This is a genomic window from Aliivibrio logei (assembly GCF_001691055.1).
Classification (GTDB): Bacteria; Pseudomonadota; Gammaproteobacteria; order Enterobacterales; family Vibrionaceae; genus Aliivibrio; species Aliivibrio salmonicida.
Genome location: NZ_MAJU01000024.1, coordinates 220,240 through 237,109, shown reverse-complemented (window position 1 = coordinate 237,109; position 16,870 = coordinate 220,240). Strand labels below are relative to the sequence as shown.

The window sequence follows — 16,870 nt, the reverse complement described above, 5'->3', positions numbered from 1 at the left end:
TTGAGCATATTGTAAGCCGATAAAACAAAAAAGGCGACCAATGGCCGCCTTTTGTTTATTTCTTTAGAAAGTTAACTTACTTAGAATGTAAGCCTTTTTTCTCAAGTGCACGATAAATCAGAGTTTGCTGAATTAACGTTACGACGTTTGATACTAACCAGTAAAGAACTAGGCCAGCAGGGAACCATAAGAAGAACACGGTGAACATAACAGGCATGAATGTCATGATCTTCTGTTGCATTGGATCCGTTACTGTTGTAGGGCTCATTTTCTGGATTAAGAACATACTCGCACCCATTAACAACGGCAGGATGTAGTACGGGTCTTGTGCTGATAAATCCGTGATCCAACCAAAGAATGGTGCATGACGAAGTTCAACGGATTCCATTAGTGCCCAATATAGCGAAATAAAGATTGGCATTTGAAGAACGATAGGTAAACAACCACCTAATGGGTTTACTTTTTCTTTCTTATAAAGCTCCATCATTTCTTGGCTCATGCGTTGACGGTCATCGCCAATGCGTTCACGCATTGCTGCCAACTTAGGTTGAAGCATGCGCATTTTAGCCATTGATGTATATTGTGCTTTCGTTAGCGGGTACATTGCACCACGAACGATGAACGTTAGGATCATAATTGCTAGACCCCAGTTTCCAACGATGCTTTGAATGAAAGACAATAGTTTGTGAAGTGGAGAAGCGATGAACCATAACCAACCGTAATCAACACTTAAATCTAAGTATTTAGCAGTCGCTGCCATTTGTGGTTGAAGTTTTGGACCTGTCCAAAGCGTAGCAGTCAACGTATCTTCTTGACCTGCAGGAATCGTTACTGAAGGCATACGAACGCCAATGTAACCGTAATCACCAGCAACACGAGTCGTCAGTGTTGCGTCATTAACGTTACGAGGGATCCAAGCGGATGCAAAATAATGTTGCAACATACCAGCCCAACCTTGACCATTTGTCATGTCGATAGATAAGTTCTTATCTTCCATGTCATCAAAGCTGTATTTTTTATAGCGAGTGTCTTCAGTTGAATAAGCACCACCACGGTACGTAGGCATTGTTAAACTGCCACCGTCATCCAATAAGTTTTGCTTTAAGTTTGCGTACATTTCTACTGTCGCTGGTGCTGAAGATTGGTTGTTCACCGTATATTCAACATCAATTGCGTAGCTGTCACGCTTAACGATTAGAGTTTTAGTATAAGTAATACCGTTTTTCTCTAATGTTAAAGGAATGCGTAATTCGTTTTGGCCATCAGCTAAAACGTAATCTGTTTTTTTAGCCGTAAATTGTGCACGGCCGGTATTTGAATCAATACCTTGAGGACCGATCAAACCACTTTGAGCAATATAGCTATGATCAGCATCATTCTTAAGAAGAACGAATTTTGCTTTAGAGTCTAATTCAGCATCGTATTTATTAAGAACAGATTCAATAATGTCACCGCCTAATGTATCTACTTTTAAAGTAAGCACATCAGTCGTAATTGTGATCAGTTTATCAGACTGAGCTGAATCCACTGGTGCATCACTGTTTGCTGTTGACGAAGTTGGAACATCACCGTTCTTGTGTGTCTGTTGAACGGTACTAACTGTAGCTGGTTGCTGCGGATTAGTTTCTACTTGCCATTGTTGGAAAAGTAAAAAAGAAACTAAAGCCAGTGCAAGCAACAGAATATTACGTTGGGTATCCATCGTTATTGTTCTCTGTCTTTATGCTGCTTGGGTGGGACGGGGTCATAGCCCCCATCATTCAAAGGATGACATTTTAATAGACGTTTGCCAGTTAGCCAACACCCTTTTACTAAACCGTGTGACTTTAGTGCGTCAATTGCATAATGTGAACACGTTGGAGTAAATCGACAGCGAGGTCCAATCATTGGACTGATGACGAGTTGATAAAAACGGATAAGACCGATTGCTATCCACGAGAAGGGCGAGACAGGCGATGCCATAATTTATCTAATAGCTTGTTAAAGTCTTCGTTACTCAATTCTTGAGCACTCTTTTTAGCGATAACCACAAAGTCTTTCGCAGGTAAGGAATGTTGCTTATTGCGGAAACTTTCACGAGTTATACGTTTAAACTTATTGCGACCAACAGCAGTTTTAATTTGCTTCTTAGGAACAGCAAGACCTAAACGAGGGTGTGATAGTGAATTTTCTCTGGCAAGAATGGTGAAGTGAGGTGAGCCGGCTCGGTGAGCTTGCTTGAAAACTGATTTGTAATCTTCGGGAGTTAACAAGCGTAACTCCCGAGAGAAGTCGTAATTCATCAAAATAATCTGGTGATTACTTAGATAGACGCTTACGGCCTTTAGCACGACGAGCGTTAATTGTGTTACGACCGTTCTTAGTTGCCATGCGAGCACGGAAACCGTGAGAACGTTTACGTTTAAGAACTGAAGGTTGGAAAGTGCGTTTCATTGGTATTACCTTATTACTGATCAGTAGTTTTTAGGTTTAATTTAAACCCGGCGTGGGACGTACATTCCGACGCCTCTCAACAAAGAGGCGGAATTGTAATCATTGGCAGAAAAATAGTCAATAAGAGGTTCCACGTATTTTCCGGACGGTGAATTATACTTTTTGTGAGCGAGAGCGCAAGGATCTTTATGCGATCCCAACTTGATTTAAGAATTTCTTTAATTTCAGATCCTGTGGATAACCAAAAATCTGCTCTGGTGTTCCTTGTTCTACGATCTTTCCATCGGCCATATAGATAACACGATCAGCCACTTCTTTGGCAAATTGCATTTCATGCGTAACGACTAACATCGTTTGATGTTGGGTAGCCAGTTTTTTCATCAATGTCAGAACTTCATTTACCCATTCAGGATCGAGTGCTGACGTGGGTTCATCAAACAATAGCAACTCTGTTTCTAATGCCATTGCTCTACCAATACCAACACGTTGTTGTTGTCCTCCAGAGAGGGCCGCAGGATAGCTATCCCCTTTGTCTCGGAGTCCAATATCATCTAAGATTTGTTGTGATCGTTTTAATGCATCGGCTTTATTCCACTTGTGGACAGTTATTAAGCCTTCTGCAATATTTTGCCTTGCCGTTAAGTGGGCGAAAAGGGCGTAGTTTTGAAAGATAAACCCTGTTTTTCGTCGTAATGCGAGTACTTCTGTTTTGGTATATTTTTCTGTATTAACACTGACATCATCGATTGTTATGGTGCCTTTGTCTGCGGTTTCAAGAAAATTGATGCATCTGAGTAGCGTTGATTTACCCGTTCCACTCGATCCTATAATCGCAATTATCTCTCCTTTATTAATCGTTAAATCGATGCCAGAGAGGACTTCTGTGGTTCCAAAGCTTTTATGTAGATTGGTTATTTTTATCATCGTACATAGGCCTTATTTAATTTTTTTTCAGCCCAAGTTTGGACTTGAGTAAGAATAATGACGACACCCCAATAGATAAGAGCAACCGCTAAAAACGCTTCAAAAAATTTAAAACTGGAAGAAGCTTCCATCTGTGCTTTTGCCATAATCTCAGAAACACCGAGTGTAAAAGCTAATGACGTCGATTTAATCATATCAATGAAATAATTCATTAAAGAAGGCAACGCAATTCGTGTGGCTTGAGGAAGAATGATTCGGCGCATCGCTTGAGAGGTTGTCATTCCTATCGAAAGACTGGCTTCCATTTGACTGCGATCAACACCGATAATCGCGGCACGAATACTTTCTGCCATATAGGCAGCAAAATGAAGTGTTAAGCCTATGACAGCAGCACTAAATGCATCTAAGCCAACAAAAATAGGAAAGACTTGAGGAAGCCCATAATAAAGAAGAAACAATTGCACCAATAAAGGCGTACCTCGAAAGAAACTGATGTAAAGTTGGCTGAGTTGATCAAGTACAGGGACTTTAAATACTCTTAGGTTCGCTAACACTAACGCGAGCGCTAAGGCAAAGAATAACCCCCATACTGCCATTTCGAGTGTCGTACCTAAGTATTTAAATAGTATAGGTAAGAGCTCAATCATATACGCAAAATCAAATCCCATGATGCTCTCTATTATTGGTTTAAAGAAAAGTGCGGTAGATAGTGTCAGCTATATAAATCAGATAAGCAATAAACACAAAACCCACTAAAGGGTAATGATAGTGGGTTTTGTGTCATTTTTATCGAAGTGAATACTCACTTTTACATTACTGCGGTTATTTTGTTACGTCTGCATCAAACCATTTTTGAGATATTTCAGCCAAGGTACCGTCAGTACGCATTTCTGACAGGGCTTTATTTACTTCTTGTTGAAGTTTTTGGCCTTTTTCATTTTTTACAAATGGCCAAGCGTTTTCAATGGTTTCAAAAGGTTCGCCAGCAAGTTGTAGAGGCAAACCTGATTTTTTAATCAATTGTGCAGCAGAAAGACGATCCATTACAAACGCATCCGAGCGGCCTAAAGCGACATCGTGTTCAATGCCTGTATCGTAGGTTTTAATGTCAATTTGATTCGATTTGTCGTTATCTCGCAACAGTTTCTCAAAGTTAGACCCTAAATTCACGGCAACGGTTTTGCCGGCCAGGTCTTCAATGCCTTTAATGCTTTCATTGCCTTTACGTACGGTAATTTGAGCGCCGTCGACAACATAAGGGTCAGCAAATAGATATTTTGCTTCACGTGCTTCTGTTTTTGTTATTTGATTTGAAATGGTATCAATTCGACCCGTTTCTAATAAACCAAATAAGCCAGAGAAACTCGCTGTTACATATTCTATTTTATAGTCATTACGACGACCAATTTCATCCCATAAATCCACTTCAAACCCTTGCAGTTTGTCCAACTTAACAAAGGTAAATGGGAAATAGCGACCAGACATCCCAACTTTAACTTCAGTGGCGGCTTGAGCAAATTGAGTTGCAGCTAAAGTGAGTGCTAAACCGGTTAGAATTTGTTTTGTCCATTTCATAATGATATCTCGTTATCGACTGTGATATGCATGATACGTTTTTTGCGAGTGAGCTCTAAATACCCTATGGTTATTTTTAATAACTAAATAATCATTTAAGTCATTTTTTAACCGCCTGTTGATGGTTTTGGGTATAAGTAAGGTAAAAAGTGTGTCGATCTAGGTAAAAAAGCGTGATCAGTGTGAATAACTTCGATCTTATTCACTGGATCTTCGATCTAACACTGGCACTCTAGTTATCCACAGTATAAAATTAACGACCTTTTGCAATTAATATAATGAGTGGGGTTGTCCGTGTCTTCATCGCTTTGGCTGCAGTGTTTACAGCGCCTTCAAGAAGAATTACCTTCCGCAGAATTTAGTATGTGGGTTAGACCCCTACAAGCTGAATTAAATGACAATACCCTTACGCTATTTGCCCCAAATCGATTTGTTCTCGATTGGGTTCGTGATAAATACTTAAATAGCATTAACTCGTTATTAAATGAGTTCTGTGGTGGTGATATACCTACTTTACGTTTTGAAGTGGGAAGCAAACCTATATCTGCACCACCTCGCCCACAAAGAACGGCGGCTGATGTCGCTGCTGCAACGTCGGCTCCTGCACAAATGCAAGCAAGACAATCATTGCATAAACCATGGGAATCAAGAGGACCAGAGCCTGTTGATGATCTAAATCACCGCTCAAACGTGAACCCTAAACACAAATTTACTAACTTCGTAGAAGGTAAATCAAACCAACTTGGTTTGGCTGCTGCTCGTCAGGTTTCTGATAATCCAGGAACGGCTTATAATCCATTGTTTTTATATGGCGGCACTGGTTTAGGTAAGACGCATTTATTGCAAGCGGTTGGTAATGCCATTCTTGAACGTAAACCAAACGCAAAAGTGGTTTACATGCACTCAGAACGTTTTGTGCAAGATATGGTAAAAGCATTGCAAAATAACGCGATCGAAGAATTTAAACGTTATTACCGCAGTGTTGATGCCTTATTGATCGATGATATTCAATTCTTTGCTAATAAAGAGCGTTCCCAAGAAGAGTTCTTCCATACGTTTAATGCGCTATTGGAAGGCAATCAACAAATTATCCTAACGTCAGATCGATACCCTAAAGAGATTAATGGCGTAGAAGACCGTCTAAAGTCTCGTTTTGGTTGGGGTCTTACGGTTGCGATTGAACCACCAGAATTAGAAACCCGTGTTGCTATCTTGATGAAGAAAGCAGAAGATCATCAGATTCACTTAGCGGATGAAGTTGCGTTCTTTATAGCGAAGCGTTTACGTTCGAATGTACGTGAACTGGAAGGCGCCTTGAACCGTGTCGTTGCTAATGCTAACTTCACTGGTCGTGCGATTACGATTGATTTTGTTCGTGAAGCGTTGCGAGATTTATTAGCCTTGCAAGAAAAGCTAGTGACAATTGATAATATTCAAAAGACAGTCGCTGAATACTATAAAATTAAAATGGCTGATTTATTGTCTAAACGCCGTTCTCGTTCAGTTGCTCGTCCACGTCAACTAGCGATGGCGTTATCAAAAGAACTAACGAACCACAGTTTACCTGAGATTGGTGATGCATTTGGTGGCAGAGATCATACGACAGTGCTTCACGCTTGTCGTAAAATCGCTCAGTTACGCGAAGAAAGCCATGATATTAAAGAAGATTACTCTAATCTGATCAGAACATTATCATCGTAAGCTATTTATCTACTTTTATATAAACGAGTATTATGAAATTTTCTATTGAACGCAGCCATTTATTAAAACCGCTGCAACAAGTATCTGGAGCCTTAGGTGGCCGTCCATCATTGCCTATTTTAGGTAATATTTTGCTTCAAGTTGAAAATGGTCAACTGTCGATGACAGCAACAGATCTTGAAGTAGAACTTATTAGTAATATTCTGTTAGAAGGGGATTTTGAAGCGGGTGCGATTACGGTGCCTTCTCGTAAGTTCTTAGATATCTGTCGTGGTTTACCTGACGGTGCAAATATTACTATTGTTTTGGAAGGCGATCGTGTTTTAGTTCGTTCTGGACGTAGCCGATTTACATTAGCAACCTTACCAGCTCAAGATTTTCCGAATATAGAAGGCTGGCAAAGTGAAGTTGAAATTACGCTTTCTCAAGCACAACTTCGTAAGCTAATTGAAAGTACGCAATTCTCAATGGCAAACCAAGATGTTCGTTATTACCTTAATGGCATGATGTTTGAAACTCAGGGGACTATTTTTCGCTCCGTTGCGACAGATGGGCACCGAATGGCAGTATGTAACATGCCAGTAGAGTCAGAACTTCCTGAGCAACAAGTGATCATGCCACGCAAAGGTATTCAAGAGCTAGTGCGCCTTCTTGACTCGCCAGAACAGAGTGTTACGTTACAGTTTGGTAATTCAAATGTACGGGCTGAAGTGAATAACTTTATCTTCACTTCTAAGCTTGTTGATGGTCGTTTTCCTGATTATCGACGAGTAATGCCGCAAAGCAGTAATAAAACACTAGAAGCCGATTGTGATGAATTGCGTCAAGCGTTTGCGCGTGCTGCTATTTTATCGAATGAAAAATTCCGAGGTGTTCGTGTTAATTTGGCAAACAACCAAATGCGTATTACAGCGAACAACCCAGAGCAAGAAGAAGCAGAAGAAATCTTAGATGTCGATTTCCAAGGTGAAGACATTGAAATTGGTTTTAACGTTAGCTATGTACTAGATGTACTTAATACGTTGAAATGTGAACGAGTACGAATTTCGATGACAACAGCAAATGCGAGTGCATTAGTGGAAGATTGTGCGAACGATGAAGCACAATATGTTGTTATGCCAATTCGTCTGTAAAAGACAAAAATAGATGCCGTTATCACGTTTAATTATTAATGATTTTCGCAATATTGAAACGTGTGATATTCAATTATCTACCGGCTTTAATTTTGTTATCGGTCCTAATGGAAGTGGGAAAACCAGTGTCCTTGAAGCGATATACTTGCTCGGACACGGGCGTTCTTTTAAAAGCTCGTTAACAGGTCGAATTATTCGAAATAGCTGTGACGAGCTTTTTATTCATGGTCGATTTACTACGCCAGAGCAGTTTGAATTGCCAATTGGCATAAATAAACAGAGAGACGGCACAACGGAAGTAAAAATAGGCGGAGAAAGTGGTCAAAAACTGGCACAATTAGCCAAGGTTTTACCACTGCAACTGATTCATCCTGAAGGGTTTGAGTTGGTAACTGATGGACCTAAGTTCCGTCGTGCCTTTATTGATTGGGGAGTGTTTCACGTGGAACCTGCTTTTTATGAAGCATGGAGCCGAGTGAAACGGTTAACCAAACAACGAAATGCCTTATTAAAAACGGCACAAAGCTATCGAGAGTTGAGTTATTGGGATTTGGAACTTGCCAGCCTTGCTGAGAAGATAGATCAGTGGCGAGTGGATTACATCAATCACATATCTGAAGCAACTCAACAAATATGTCAGGCATTCTTACCAGAATACGACATAAAGCTGTCATACTACCGTGGTTGGGAGAGAGAGACTCCTTATGCGGAATTGCTTAAACGAAACTTTGAGCGAGATAAGCAGCTGGGTTATACCGTCGGCGGCCCAAATAAAGCCGACTTAAGAATTAAAGTTGCCGGTACTCCTGTTGAAGATGTGCTGTCTAGAGGTCAACTAAAGTTGATGGTATGTGCGTTACGATTAGCACAAGGACAGCATTTAACTGAAGCAACAGGAAAACAGTGCATCTATTTAATAGACGATTTTGCTTCTGAACTGGATAGCCACCGCCGCCAATTGTTGGCTCAATATTTGAAACAAACAAAGGCACAGGTGTTTATTAGTTCAATTACTGCTGAACAGATTGCAGATATGCATGATGAAGAAAGCAAGATGTTTGAGATAGAACATGGCAAAATAGCCCAAGGATAAAAACGCGAGAGTAACTCATGTCAGAAAATTATGATTCATCGAGTATTAAAGTACTAAAAGGTCTGGATGCGGTACGTAAGCGTCCGGGTATGTATATCGGCGACACCGACGACGGTACTGGTCTTCACCACATGGTGTTTGAGGTTGTCGATAACTCAATCGATGAAGCTCTTGCTGGTCACTGTAGCGACATCATAGTTACGATTCATGAAGATAACTCTGTTTCTGTAAGTGATGATGGTCGTGGTATACCAACTGAAATTCACGAAGAAGAAGGCGTATCTGCTGCAGAAGTTATCATGACGGTACTTCACGCAGGTGGTAAGTTTGATGATAACTCATACAAAGTATCGGGTGGCCTTCACGGTGTTGGTGTTTCGGTTGTAAACGCATTATCAGAGAAAGTGGAGCTGACGATTAATCGTCGAGGCGAAATTTTCCAACAAATTTATTGTCATGGTGTTCCTCAGGCGCCACTAGCCGTTATTGGTACAACCGATACTACGGGTACTAAAATCCGTTTTTGGCCGAGTGACCAAACGTTCGCAAATATTGAATTTGTGTATGACATTCTAGCAAAACGCTTACGTGAGCTTTCTTTCTTAAACTCTGGCGTATCTATCCGTCTACAAGACATGCGTGAAGAAGATAAATCTGATCACTTCATGTTTGAAGGCGGCATCAAAGCGTTTGTTACTCACTTGAACCGTAACAAAACACCAGTTCACCAGAAAATATTTTATTTTGATGCTGAGCGCAAAGAAGACGGTATTGTTGTAGAAGTAGCGATGCAGTGGAATGACTCTTACCAAGAGAACATTTTCTGTTATACGAATAACATCCCACAACGTGATGGCGGTGCTCACTTATCTGGCTTCCGCTCTGCGTTAACACGTACTTTGAATTCGTTCATGGACAAAGAAGGCTTTTCTAAGAAAGCAAAATCATCTGCGTCAGGTGATGATGCTCGTGAAGGCCTAACTGCCGTTGTTTCTGTTAAAGTGCCTGATCCTAAGTTCTCAAGCCAAACTAAAGATAAACTGGTTTCTTCAGAAGTGAAGTCTGCGGTTGAATCGGCAATGAATGAAAAATTAGCTGAATTCTTAGCGGAAAACCCAGGCGAAGCTAAAATGGTTTGTTCTAAAATCATTGATGCGGCTCGCGCACGTGAAGCGGCTCGTAAAGCTCGTGAAATGACTCGTCGTAAAGGCGCGTTAGATATCGCTGGTCTTCCTGGTAAGCTTGCGGATTGTCAGGAAAAAGATCCTGCTCAATCTGAACTATACATAGTGGAAGGGGACTCTGCTGGCGGTTCAGCCAAGCAGGGACGTAACCGTAAAAACCAAGCGATCCTTCCGCTTAAAGGTAAAATTCTAAACGTAGAAAAAGCACGTTTTGATAAAATGATCTCTTCTCAAGAGGTTGGTACGCTAATCACTGCATTAGGTTGTGGTATTGGTCGTGACGAATACAATCCGGATAAATTGCGTTACCACAACATCATCATCATGACCGATGCCGATGTCGATGGTTCACACATCCGTACTTTGCTATTGACGTTCTTCTATCGTCAAATGCCAGAATTGATTGAACGTGGCTACATCTACATTGCTCAACCACCTCTTTACAAAGTAAAGAAAGGCAAACAAGAGCAATACATTAAAGATGAAGAAGCGATGGCTGAATATCAAATAACGCAAGCGTTAGATAATGCTTCGCTTTTTGTTAATCCTCACGAATCAATTTTTGGTCAAGAGCTTGAAAACTTAATTCGTAAATTTAACAGTGTAATGAAACTGCTTGACCGTATGAGTCGCCGTTACCCTTTGCCATTGTTAAATCGTTTAGTTTATACATCACGTTTAACACAAGATGAGTGTGAAAACGAAGCAACAGTTCAAGCATGGACTGAAGCGTTAGTTATCGCATTGAATGAGCATGAAACAGGCGCAAGCCAATACACAGCTGCGCTGCAGTTTAACGAAGAGTTAAACATTCACCAGCCGAAGCTTGTTGTTCGTACTCACGGTGTTCAACATGAATACGTACTAAGTGCTGATTTACTTAACTCGAAAGAGTACGGCCGTATTGCTGAATTGTCAGAATCACTGAATGGTCTGATTGAAGAAGGCGCTTACGTACAGCGTGGAGAGCGTAAACTAACGATCGAAACGTTAGATGAAGCCATTGCATGGTTAATTAAAGACTCTCGTCGTGGTGTGTACTTACAGCGTTACAAAGGTCTGGGTGAGATGAACCCTGAGCAGCTTTGGGAAACAACGATGGATCCTGATTCTCGCCGTATGATGCAAGTAACGATTAATGACGCAGTAAGTGCGGATGAGTTGTTTACGACGCTAATGGGTGATCATGTTGAGCCGCGTCGTAACTTCATTGAAGAAAATGCATTGCGCGTTGCTAACCTAGACGTTTAATTTGAGTAAATATTTGCTGTAATCACTGACTTCTGCGTCGAAGGTGCTCACTTATGTTCATAAGCTCCGCGCCTTCTCCTTGAACTAAGCGATTACAGCGGCAATTTATCTCAACTTAGAATTTAGAGTTATTAGAAAGCACTGCTGTTGGCGGTGCTTTTTTTTGTCTGAAATTTGGATTTTATTTTCGTTTATCGTTCAGTTGGTTAGTGTTGGTTTTGAACGGGAATGGAAAATATTTTTGGCTATTCTCTTGAAAGTAAACCCACTGAGCCGCATATCTAGTTATGAAGAGGATGCCGAAAGGGTCTTTTGAAAATGACTTGTCCAAAATGGAAAGTCTTATAATTTGATAGAGTCAACTAAGGACCCAAGTTTGGGGTAGTTGTCCTCACTATTGCTTAAAGTAAAGGATAGTATTATGCGTAATGTAGATTTCACTCCACTGTACCGTTCAGCAATTGGTTTTGATCGTCTTTTCAATCTAATGGAAAATAACACGGCAAAAACAAATGGCGGTTACCCTCCGTACAATATCGAGCAAAAATCAGAACATAACTACCGTATAACCATGGCGGTGGCGGGTTTTGCTGAAGAACAAATCGATTTGACTCAACACGAAAATATGCTGATTGTGCGTGGTGAACGTCCTGAAACGGATGAAACAAAAACCTACCTATATCAAGGGATTGCAGAGCGTAACTTTGAACGCAAATTCCAATTAGCGGATTACGTGAAAGTGGTGGGCGCAACCATGGAAAATGGTTTACTGCATGTTGATTTAGAACGTGAAATTCCAGAAGCGATGCAACCACGTAAGATTGCTATTAACGGCAATAATTTACTGGAAAGCTAATCGTAGATTGGTAAAGATTTGAAATGAAGGCGCTGTGATAGCGCCTTTTTTGTGTCTGCTATTCGCTGAGCTATGAATTTATGGATTATTGCTTTTCCATCATCAATAGATGGCATTTGTAAGCGCTGTTCATTTGATGATGACAAACAGAATTGCTGATTCCAAAGCAACAAACCATTATTTGAGTCATCATATTAATGACTCAAGGCTAAGTCTATTTTGGTTATTCTGAATACGCCTTCAACACTTCTTCCGCAATAATATCGATGCCTTTTTGCATCATTGCTTCATCTTGCACGTAGTTCATACGCAAACATTGGTGAGCGTGATCCCAGCTGTCGTCTTGACCAATAAAGAAATACTCGCCCGGGACGATCAGCACGCCGCGTGCTTTCAAGCGTTTGTACAGTTCCATGGTTGTGATTGGCAGCTCATCAAACCATAGCCACAAGAAAATCGCGCCTTCAGGTTTATGAATGCGGAAACGAGGATCGGTAATCGCCGTTTGTAGCATCTTAACCGCAGCTTGAGATTTGTGACGGTAGAAAGGCTGAATGACATCTTCACTTAAACGTAATAAATCACCAGACTCAATCATGTGTAAACCTATCGCAGGTCCCATACTTCCCGGCGCTAAACTGATAATGCCATTTAGGTTGGTCATGGCTGCTGTCATCTTTTCACTGGCAATCACAATGCCACAGCGTAAGCCCGGTAAACCTAATTTAGAAAGGCTCATGCAAAGAATGGTGTTTTCATTCCAAAACGGCGTGACTTCTTCAAAAATAATATTTGGGAAAGGGGTGCCATAAGCATTATCAAGAATTAAGGGAATATTATTCTCGCGTGCCAATTTATCCAGTTTAATCACTTCATCGTCGGTGATCACGTTGCCTGTTGGGTTTGTTGGGCGAGAGATACAAATAGCGCCTATGGTGTCATCCACTTTTAATTGGCTAAAATCAACGTGGTATTTGAACTGACCATTATCGAGCAATTCAATTTCTGGACGGTAAGAAATAAAGCTATCAACTTCTAATTCAGAATCGGCATAACCAATGTATTCAGGCGCGAGGGGCAATAAAATTTTCTTTTTAGAGCCATCAGCATAAGTTCCCGCTAATAAATTGAATAAGCTAAAGAACGCACTTTGAGAACCATTGGTTAGGCTAATGTTTTTAGAACTGATGTCCCAACCATAGGTTTCTTTAAGCAGCTTAGCTAGGGCCTTAACAAAGCTGTCCTTACCTTGTGGGCCGTCATAATTTGCCATGGCAGCGATCAGCTCACCTGAATCGAGCATCTTTTGTGAGGCACTTTTAAAGTAGTCGAGCATGGCAGGAATACCCGCAGGGTTACCGCCACCGAGCATGATTGCACCAGGGGTACGCAAGCCATCATTTAAATCATCCATTAATTGGGTGATCCCGCTGTAACGAGTAAATTTTTCGCCAAATTGAGTAAACTTCATTACGACTACCGTGATAATTAGAGAGTGGATGTATTGATTGTTTTAACAACATACCTCAACACCAAACAGAGATAAAGCACCAAGATGAGTCGTGTTTTTATATATTCAGCCACAAAGGTGAGGTGAATTTACACAAAGTGTCTATTTTCACTACTCCCCAAGAGGTCTGCGAGGTATACTTCTTGGTTATATTTATCAACGATCGCGCGAATTAAATTATGCAAAAATACGATATCAAAACCTTCCAGGGAATGATCCTCGCGCTGCAGGATTATTGGGCACAACAGGGTTGTACGATTGTACAGCCATTAGATATGGAAGTGGGCGCAGGTACATCTCACCCAATGACATGTCTGCGAGCGCTTGGCCCAGAGCCAATGGCTACCGCTTATGTTCAACCATCTCGTCGTCCTACGGATGGCCGTTATGGTGAAAACCCTAACCGTCTGCAGCACTACTATCAATTTCAGGTAGCGTTAAAGCCTTCTCCAGATAATATTCAAGAACTGTACTTAGGTTCTTTAGAAGTGCTTGGTATCGATCCTCTTGTCCATGATATTCGTTTCGTAGAAGACAACTGGGAAAACCCAACATTGGGTGCTTGGGGTTTAGGCTGGGAAATCTGGCTAAACGGCATGGAAGTAACGCAATTTACGTACTTCCAACAAGTTGGCGGTCTTGAGTGTAAACCTGTAACAGGTGAAATCACTTACGGTATCGAACGTCTTGCTATGTACATTCAAGAAGTAGACTCGGTTTATGATCTTGTTTGGAACCATGGCCCTCAAGGCGTAGTTACTTACGGTGATATTTTCCACCAAAATGAAGTAGAGCAATCGACGTACAACTTTGAACACGCCGATGTTGATTTCCTATTTGGATTCTTCGATCAGTGCGAGAAAGAGTGTAAAGAGTTGCTTGAACTTGAAAAGCCGCTACCTCTTCCAGCGTACGAGCGCATTCTAAAAGCCGGTCATGCATTTAACTTGCTAGATGCTCGTAAAGCGATCTCTGTAACAGAGCGTCAGCGTTACATTCTTCGTATTCGTAACCTAACTAAATCGGTTGCAGAAGCTTATTACGCATCACGTGAAGCGCTAGGCTTCCCAATGTGTCGCTCAACTAAACCAACAGCGACAGAGGAGAAGTAATCATGGCGAAGAATTTTCTAATCGAATTAGGGACTGAAGAGCTTCCACCGAAAGCACTTCGTTCATTAGCTGAAGCGTTTGCTGCAAATTTTGAAGCCGGCCTTAAAGCAGCTGGTTTAGCTCATCAAGGCATTAAGTGGTATGCAACGCCTCGTCGTTTAGCGCTTAAAATCGCTGAATTAGATGAAGGCCAAGCAGACAAAATCGTTGAAAAGCGTGGTCCTGCAATCGCTTCTGCATTTGATGCTGACGGTAATCCGACTAAAGCAGCTCAAGGCTGGGCTCGTGGTAACGGTATTACGGTTGAGCAGGCTGAGCGTCTAAAAACAGACAAAGGCGAATGGCTACTTCATAAAGAAGAAGTAAAAGGCCAACCGGTTAAAGGACTTGTTGTTGAATTAGCAGCAAAAGCCCTGGCTGGTTTACCTATTCCTAAAGCAATGCGTTGGGGTAACTCAGACATTCAATTTATTCGTCCAGTGAAAACACTGACAATCCTATTGGGTGACGAACTGATTGAAGGCACTATCTTAGGTGTTGCTTCTACTCGTACTATCCGTGGCCACCGTTTCATGGGTGAAAGCGAGTTTACGATTGATTCTGCTGACCAATACCCTGCGATCTTAGAAGAACGCGGTAAAGTAATGGCTGACTACGATGCGCGTAAAGCCATCATCCTTGCTGGTGCTAAAAAAGCAGCAGAAGCGGTTGGCGGTATTGCGGATCTAGAAGACGAATTAGTTGAAGAAGTAACGTCTCTTGTTGAATGGCCAGTGGTATTAACCGCTAAGTTTGAGCAAGAGTTCTTGAATGTTCCTTCTGAAGCGTTGGTTTACACAATGAAGGGCGATCAAAAGTACTTCCCTGTGTACGACCAAGAGAAGAACCTACTTCCTAACTTCATCTTTGTTACTAACATCGAATCTAAAGAACCTCGTCACATTATCGAAGGTAATGAGAAAGTGGTTCGCCCACGTCTTGCTGATGCTGAATTCTTCTTCAATACAGACCGTAAGCGTCCGCTTATCGATCGTCTGCCAGAACTAGAACAAGCAATATTCCAGAAGCAATTGGGTACAATCAAAGACAAAACAGACCGTATTACTGAACTTGCTGGCTACATCGCTGAGCAAATTGGTGCGGACGTTGAGAAATCGCAACGTGCAGGTCTACTGGCTAAGTGTGACTTAATGACCTCAATGGTATTTGAATTTACAGATACTCAAGGTGTTATGGGTATGCACTATGCAACTCACGATGGTGAAGATGCACAAGTCGCATTAGCGCTTTACGAGCAATACATGCCTCGTTTCGCGGGTGATGACTTACCAAGTACCGATGTGTCTGCATCAGTAGCAATGGCAGATAAGCTAGATACGCTAGTGGGTATCTTCGGCATTGGTCAAGCTCCTAAGGGCTCTGATCCATTTGCACTTCGTCGTGCTGCGTTAGGTATCTTACGTATCATCGTTGAAAAAGGGTACAACTTAGATTTAGTTGACCTTGTTGCTAAAGCACAATCTTTGTTTGGCGATAAATTAACGAATGCAAACGTAGACACTGATGTGATTGATTTCATGTTAGGTCGTTTCCGTGCATGGTACCAAGATGAAGGTTTCAGTGTAGACATCATCCAAGCGGTACTTGCTCGTCGTCCAACCAAGCCTGCTGATTTTGATCAACGTGTGAAAGCGGTATCTCACTTCCGTGAATTAGACGCGGCTGAGTCTCTAGCGGCAGCGAATAAGCGCGTAGGTAATATCCTGGCGAAATTCGATGGCGAACTGGCTCAAGAAATCGATCTAGCTCTTCTTCAAGAAGACGCTGAGAAAGTATTGGCTGAGAAAGTTGAAATCCTAGCAGAAGCACTAGAGCCAGTATTTATTGCTGGTAATTATCAAGAAGCATTAAGCCGCTTAGCTGAGCTACGTGAGCCTGTCGATGCGTTCTTTGATGGTGTAATGGTAATGGCTGACGATGAGGCGCTTAAGCTGAATCGTCTAACTTTGTTGAATAAGCTACGTAACTTATTCTTAGATATTGCTGATATTTCTCTTCTTCAAAAATAGAAATTCATATATCTGATGAAATACCTCGC

General features: G+C 41.4%; 15 protein-coding genes. 7 read left to right on the top strand and 8 right to left on the bottom strand.

What is annotated here, in order from left to right; translation table 11 throughout:
- Positions 1-76: 76 nt before the first annotated feature.
- From yidC to A6E04_RS16670, 7 genes are all read right to left on the bottom strand, one after another.
- Positions 77-1,702 (bottom strand): membrane protein insertase YidC, encoded by a 1,626-nt coding sequence (gene yidC, locus A6E04_RS16695; RefSeq protein ID WP_017020783.1) that lies wholly within the window; start codon positions 1,700-1,702, stop codon positions 77-79.
- A 2-nt stretch (positions 1,703-1,704) separates the two neighbouring features.
- A complete protein-coding gene (yidD, locus tag A6E04_RS20975) occupies positions 1,705-1,962 on the bottom strand; it encodes a membrane protein insertion efficiency factor YidD (RefSeq protein ID WP_081091604.1) in 258 nt (85 codons plus the stop codon).
- Positions 1,929-2,282: a ribonuclease P protein component gene (rnpA, locus tag A6E04_RS16690; RefSeq protein ID WP_012548914.1), complete on the bottom strand. Its 354-nt coding sequence runs from the start codon at positions 2,280-2,282 to the stop codon at positions 1,929-1,931. Before rnpA ends, yidD begins: the two co-directional genes overlap by 34 nt.
- Positions 2,283-2,298: 16 nt before the next feature.
- Positions 2,299-2,433, bottom strand: a complete 135-nt coding sequence (gene rpmH / locus A6E04_RS16685) for a 50S ribosomal protein L34 (RefSeq protein WP_012548915.1) — start codon at positions 2,431-2,433, stop codon at positions 2,299-2,301.
- Between the two features lie 186 nt (positions 2,434-2,619).
- Positions 2,620-3,357, bottom strand: a complete 738-nt coding sequence (locus tag A6E04_RS16680; RefSeq protein WP_065611934.1) for an amino acid ABC transporter ATP-binding protein — start codon at positions 3,355-3,357, stop codon at positions 2,620-2,622.
- Positions 3,354-4,025 (bottom strand): amino acid ABC transporter permease, encoded by a 672-nt coding sequence (locus A6E04_RS16675; RefSeq protein ID WP_012548917.1) that lies wholly within the window; start codon positions 4,023-4,025, stop codon positions 3,354-3,356. The genes A6E04_RS16680 and A6E04_RS16675 overlap by 4 nt, the downstream gene beginning before the upstream one ends.
- A gap of 154 nt (positions 4,026-4,179) precedes the next feature.
- Positions 4,180-4,932, bottom strand: coding sequence for an amino acid ABC transporter substrate-binding protein (locus A6E04_RS16670; protein WP_017020781.1), 753 nt, complete (start codon positions 4,930-4,932; stop codon positions 4,180-4,182).
- Positions 4,933-5,226: 294 nt separating this feature from the next.
- Between A6E04_RS16670 and dnaA the strand changes: the two genes are divergently transcribed.
- The 5 genes from dnaA (at position 5,227) to ibpA (ending at position 12,150) form a co-directional block, all read left to right on the top strand.
- Positions 5,227-6,633, top strand: a complete 1,407-nt coding sequence (dnaA, locus tag A6E04_RS16665; protein ID WP_017020780.1) for a chromosomal replication initiator protein DnaA — start codon at positions 5,227-5,229, stop codon at positions 6,631-6,633.
- Positions 6,634-6,665: 32 nt separating this feature from the next.
- Positions 6,666-7,766, top strand: coding sequence for a DNA polymerase III subunit beta (gene dnaN / locus A6E04_RS16660; protein WP_017020779.1), 1,101 nt, complete (start codon positions 6,666-6,668; stop codon positions 7,764-7,766).
- A 13-nt stretch (positions 7,767-7,779) separates the two neighbouring features.
- Positions 7,780-8,859 (top strand): DNA replication/repair protein RecF, encoded by a 1,080-nt coding sequence (recF, locus tag A6E04_RS16655; RefSeq protein WP_017020778.1) that lies wholly within the window; start codon positions 7,780-7,782, stop codon positions 8,857-8,859.
- A 17-nt stretch (positions 8,860-8,876) separates the two neighbouring features.
- Positions 8,877-11,294, top strand: coding sequence for a DNA topoisomerase (ATP-hydrolyzing) subunit B (gyrB, locus tag A6E04_RS16650; protein WP_065611933.1), 2,418 nt, complete (start codon positions 8,877-8,879; stop codon positions 11,292-11,294).
- 421 nt (positions 11,295-11,715) lie between these two features.
- Complete coding sequence (gene ibpA / locus A6E04_RS16645; RefSeq protein ID WP_065611932.1) at positions 11,716-12,150, top strand: small heat shock chaperone IbpA; 435 nt, start codon at positions 11,716-11,718, stop codon at positions 12,148-12,150.
- A gap of 223 nt (positions 12,151-12,373) precedes the next feature.
- Here the strand turns inward: ibpA and A6E04_RS16640 are convergent, their stop codons facing one another.
- Entirely contained in the window at positions 12,374-13,621 is a 1,248-nt protein-coding gene (locus A6E04_RS16640; protein WP_065611931.1) for a valine--pyruvate transaminase, read from the bottom strand.
- A 218-nt stretch (positions 13,622-13,839) separates the two neighbouring features.
- On the opposite strand from A6E04_RS16640, the gene glyQ reads away from it, so the two are divergent.
- Positions 13,840-14,772, top strand: coding sequence for a glycine--tRNA ligase subunit alpha (gene glyQ, locus A6E04_RS16635; protein ID WP_023604442.1), 933 nt, complete (start codon positions 13,840-13,842; stop codon positions 14,770-14,772).
- Positions 14,773-14,774: 2 nt separating this feature from the next.
- A complete protein-coding gene (gene glyS / locus A6E04_RS16630; RefSeq protein WP_012551367.1) occupies positions 14,775-16,841 on the top strand; it encodes a glycine--tRNA ligase subunit beta in 2,067 nt (688 codons plus the stop codon).
- The last annotated feature ends 29 nt before the right edge of the window (positions 16,842-16,870 follow it).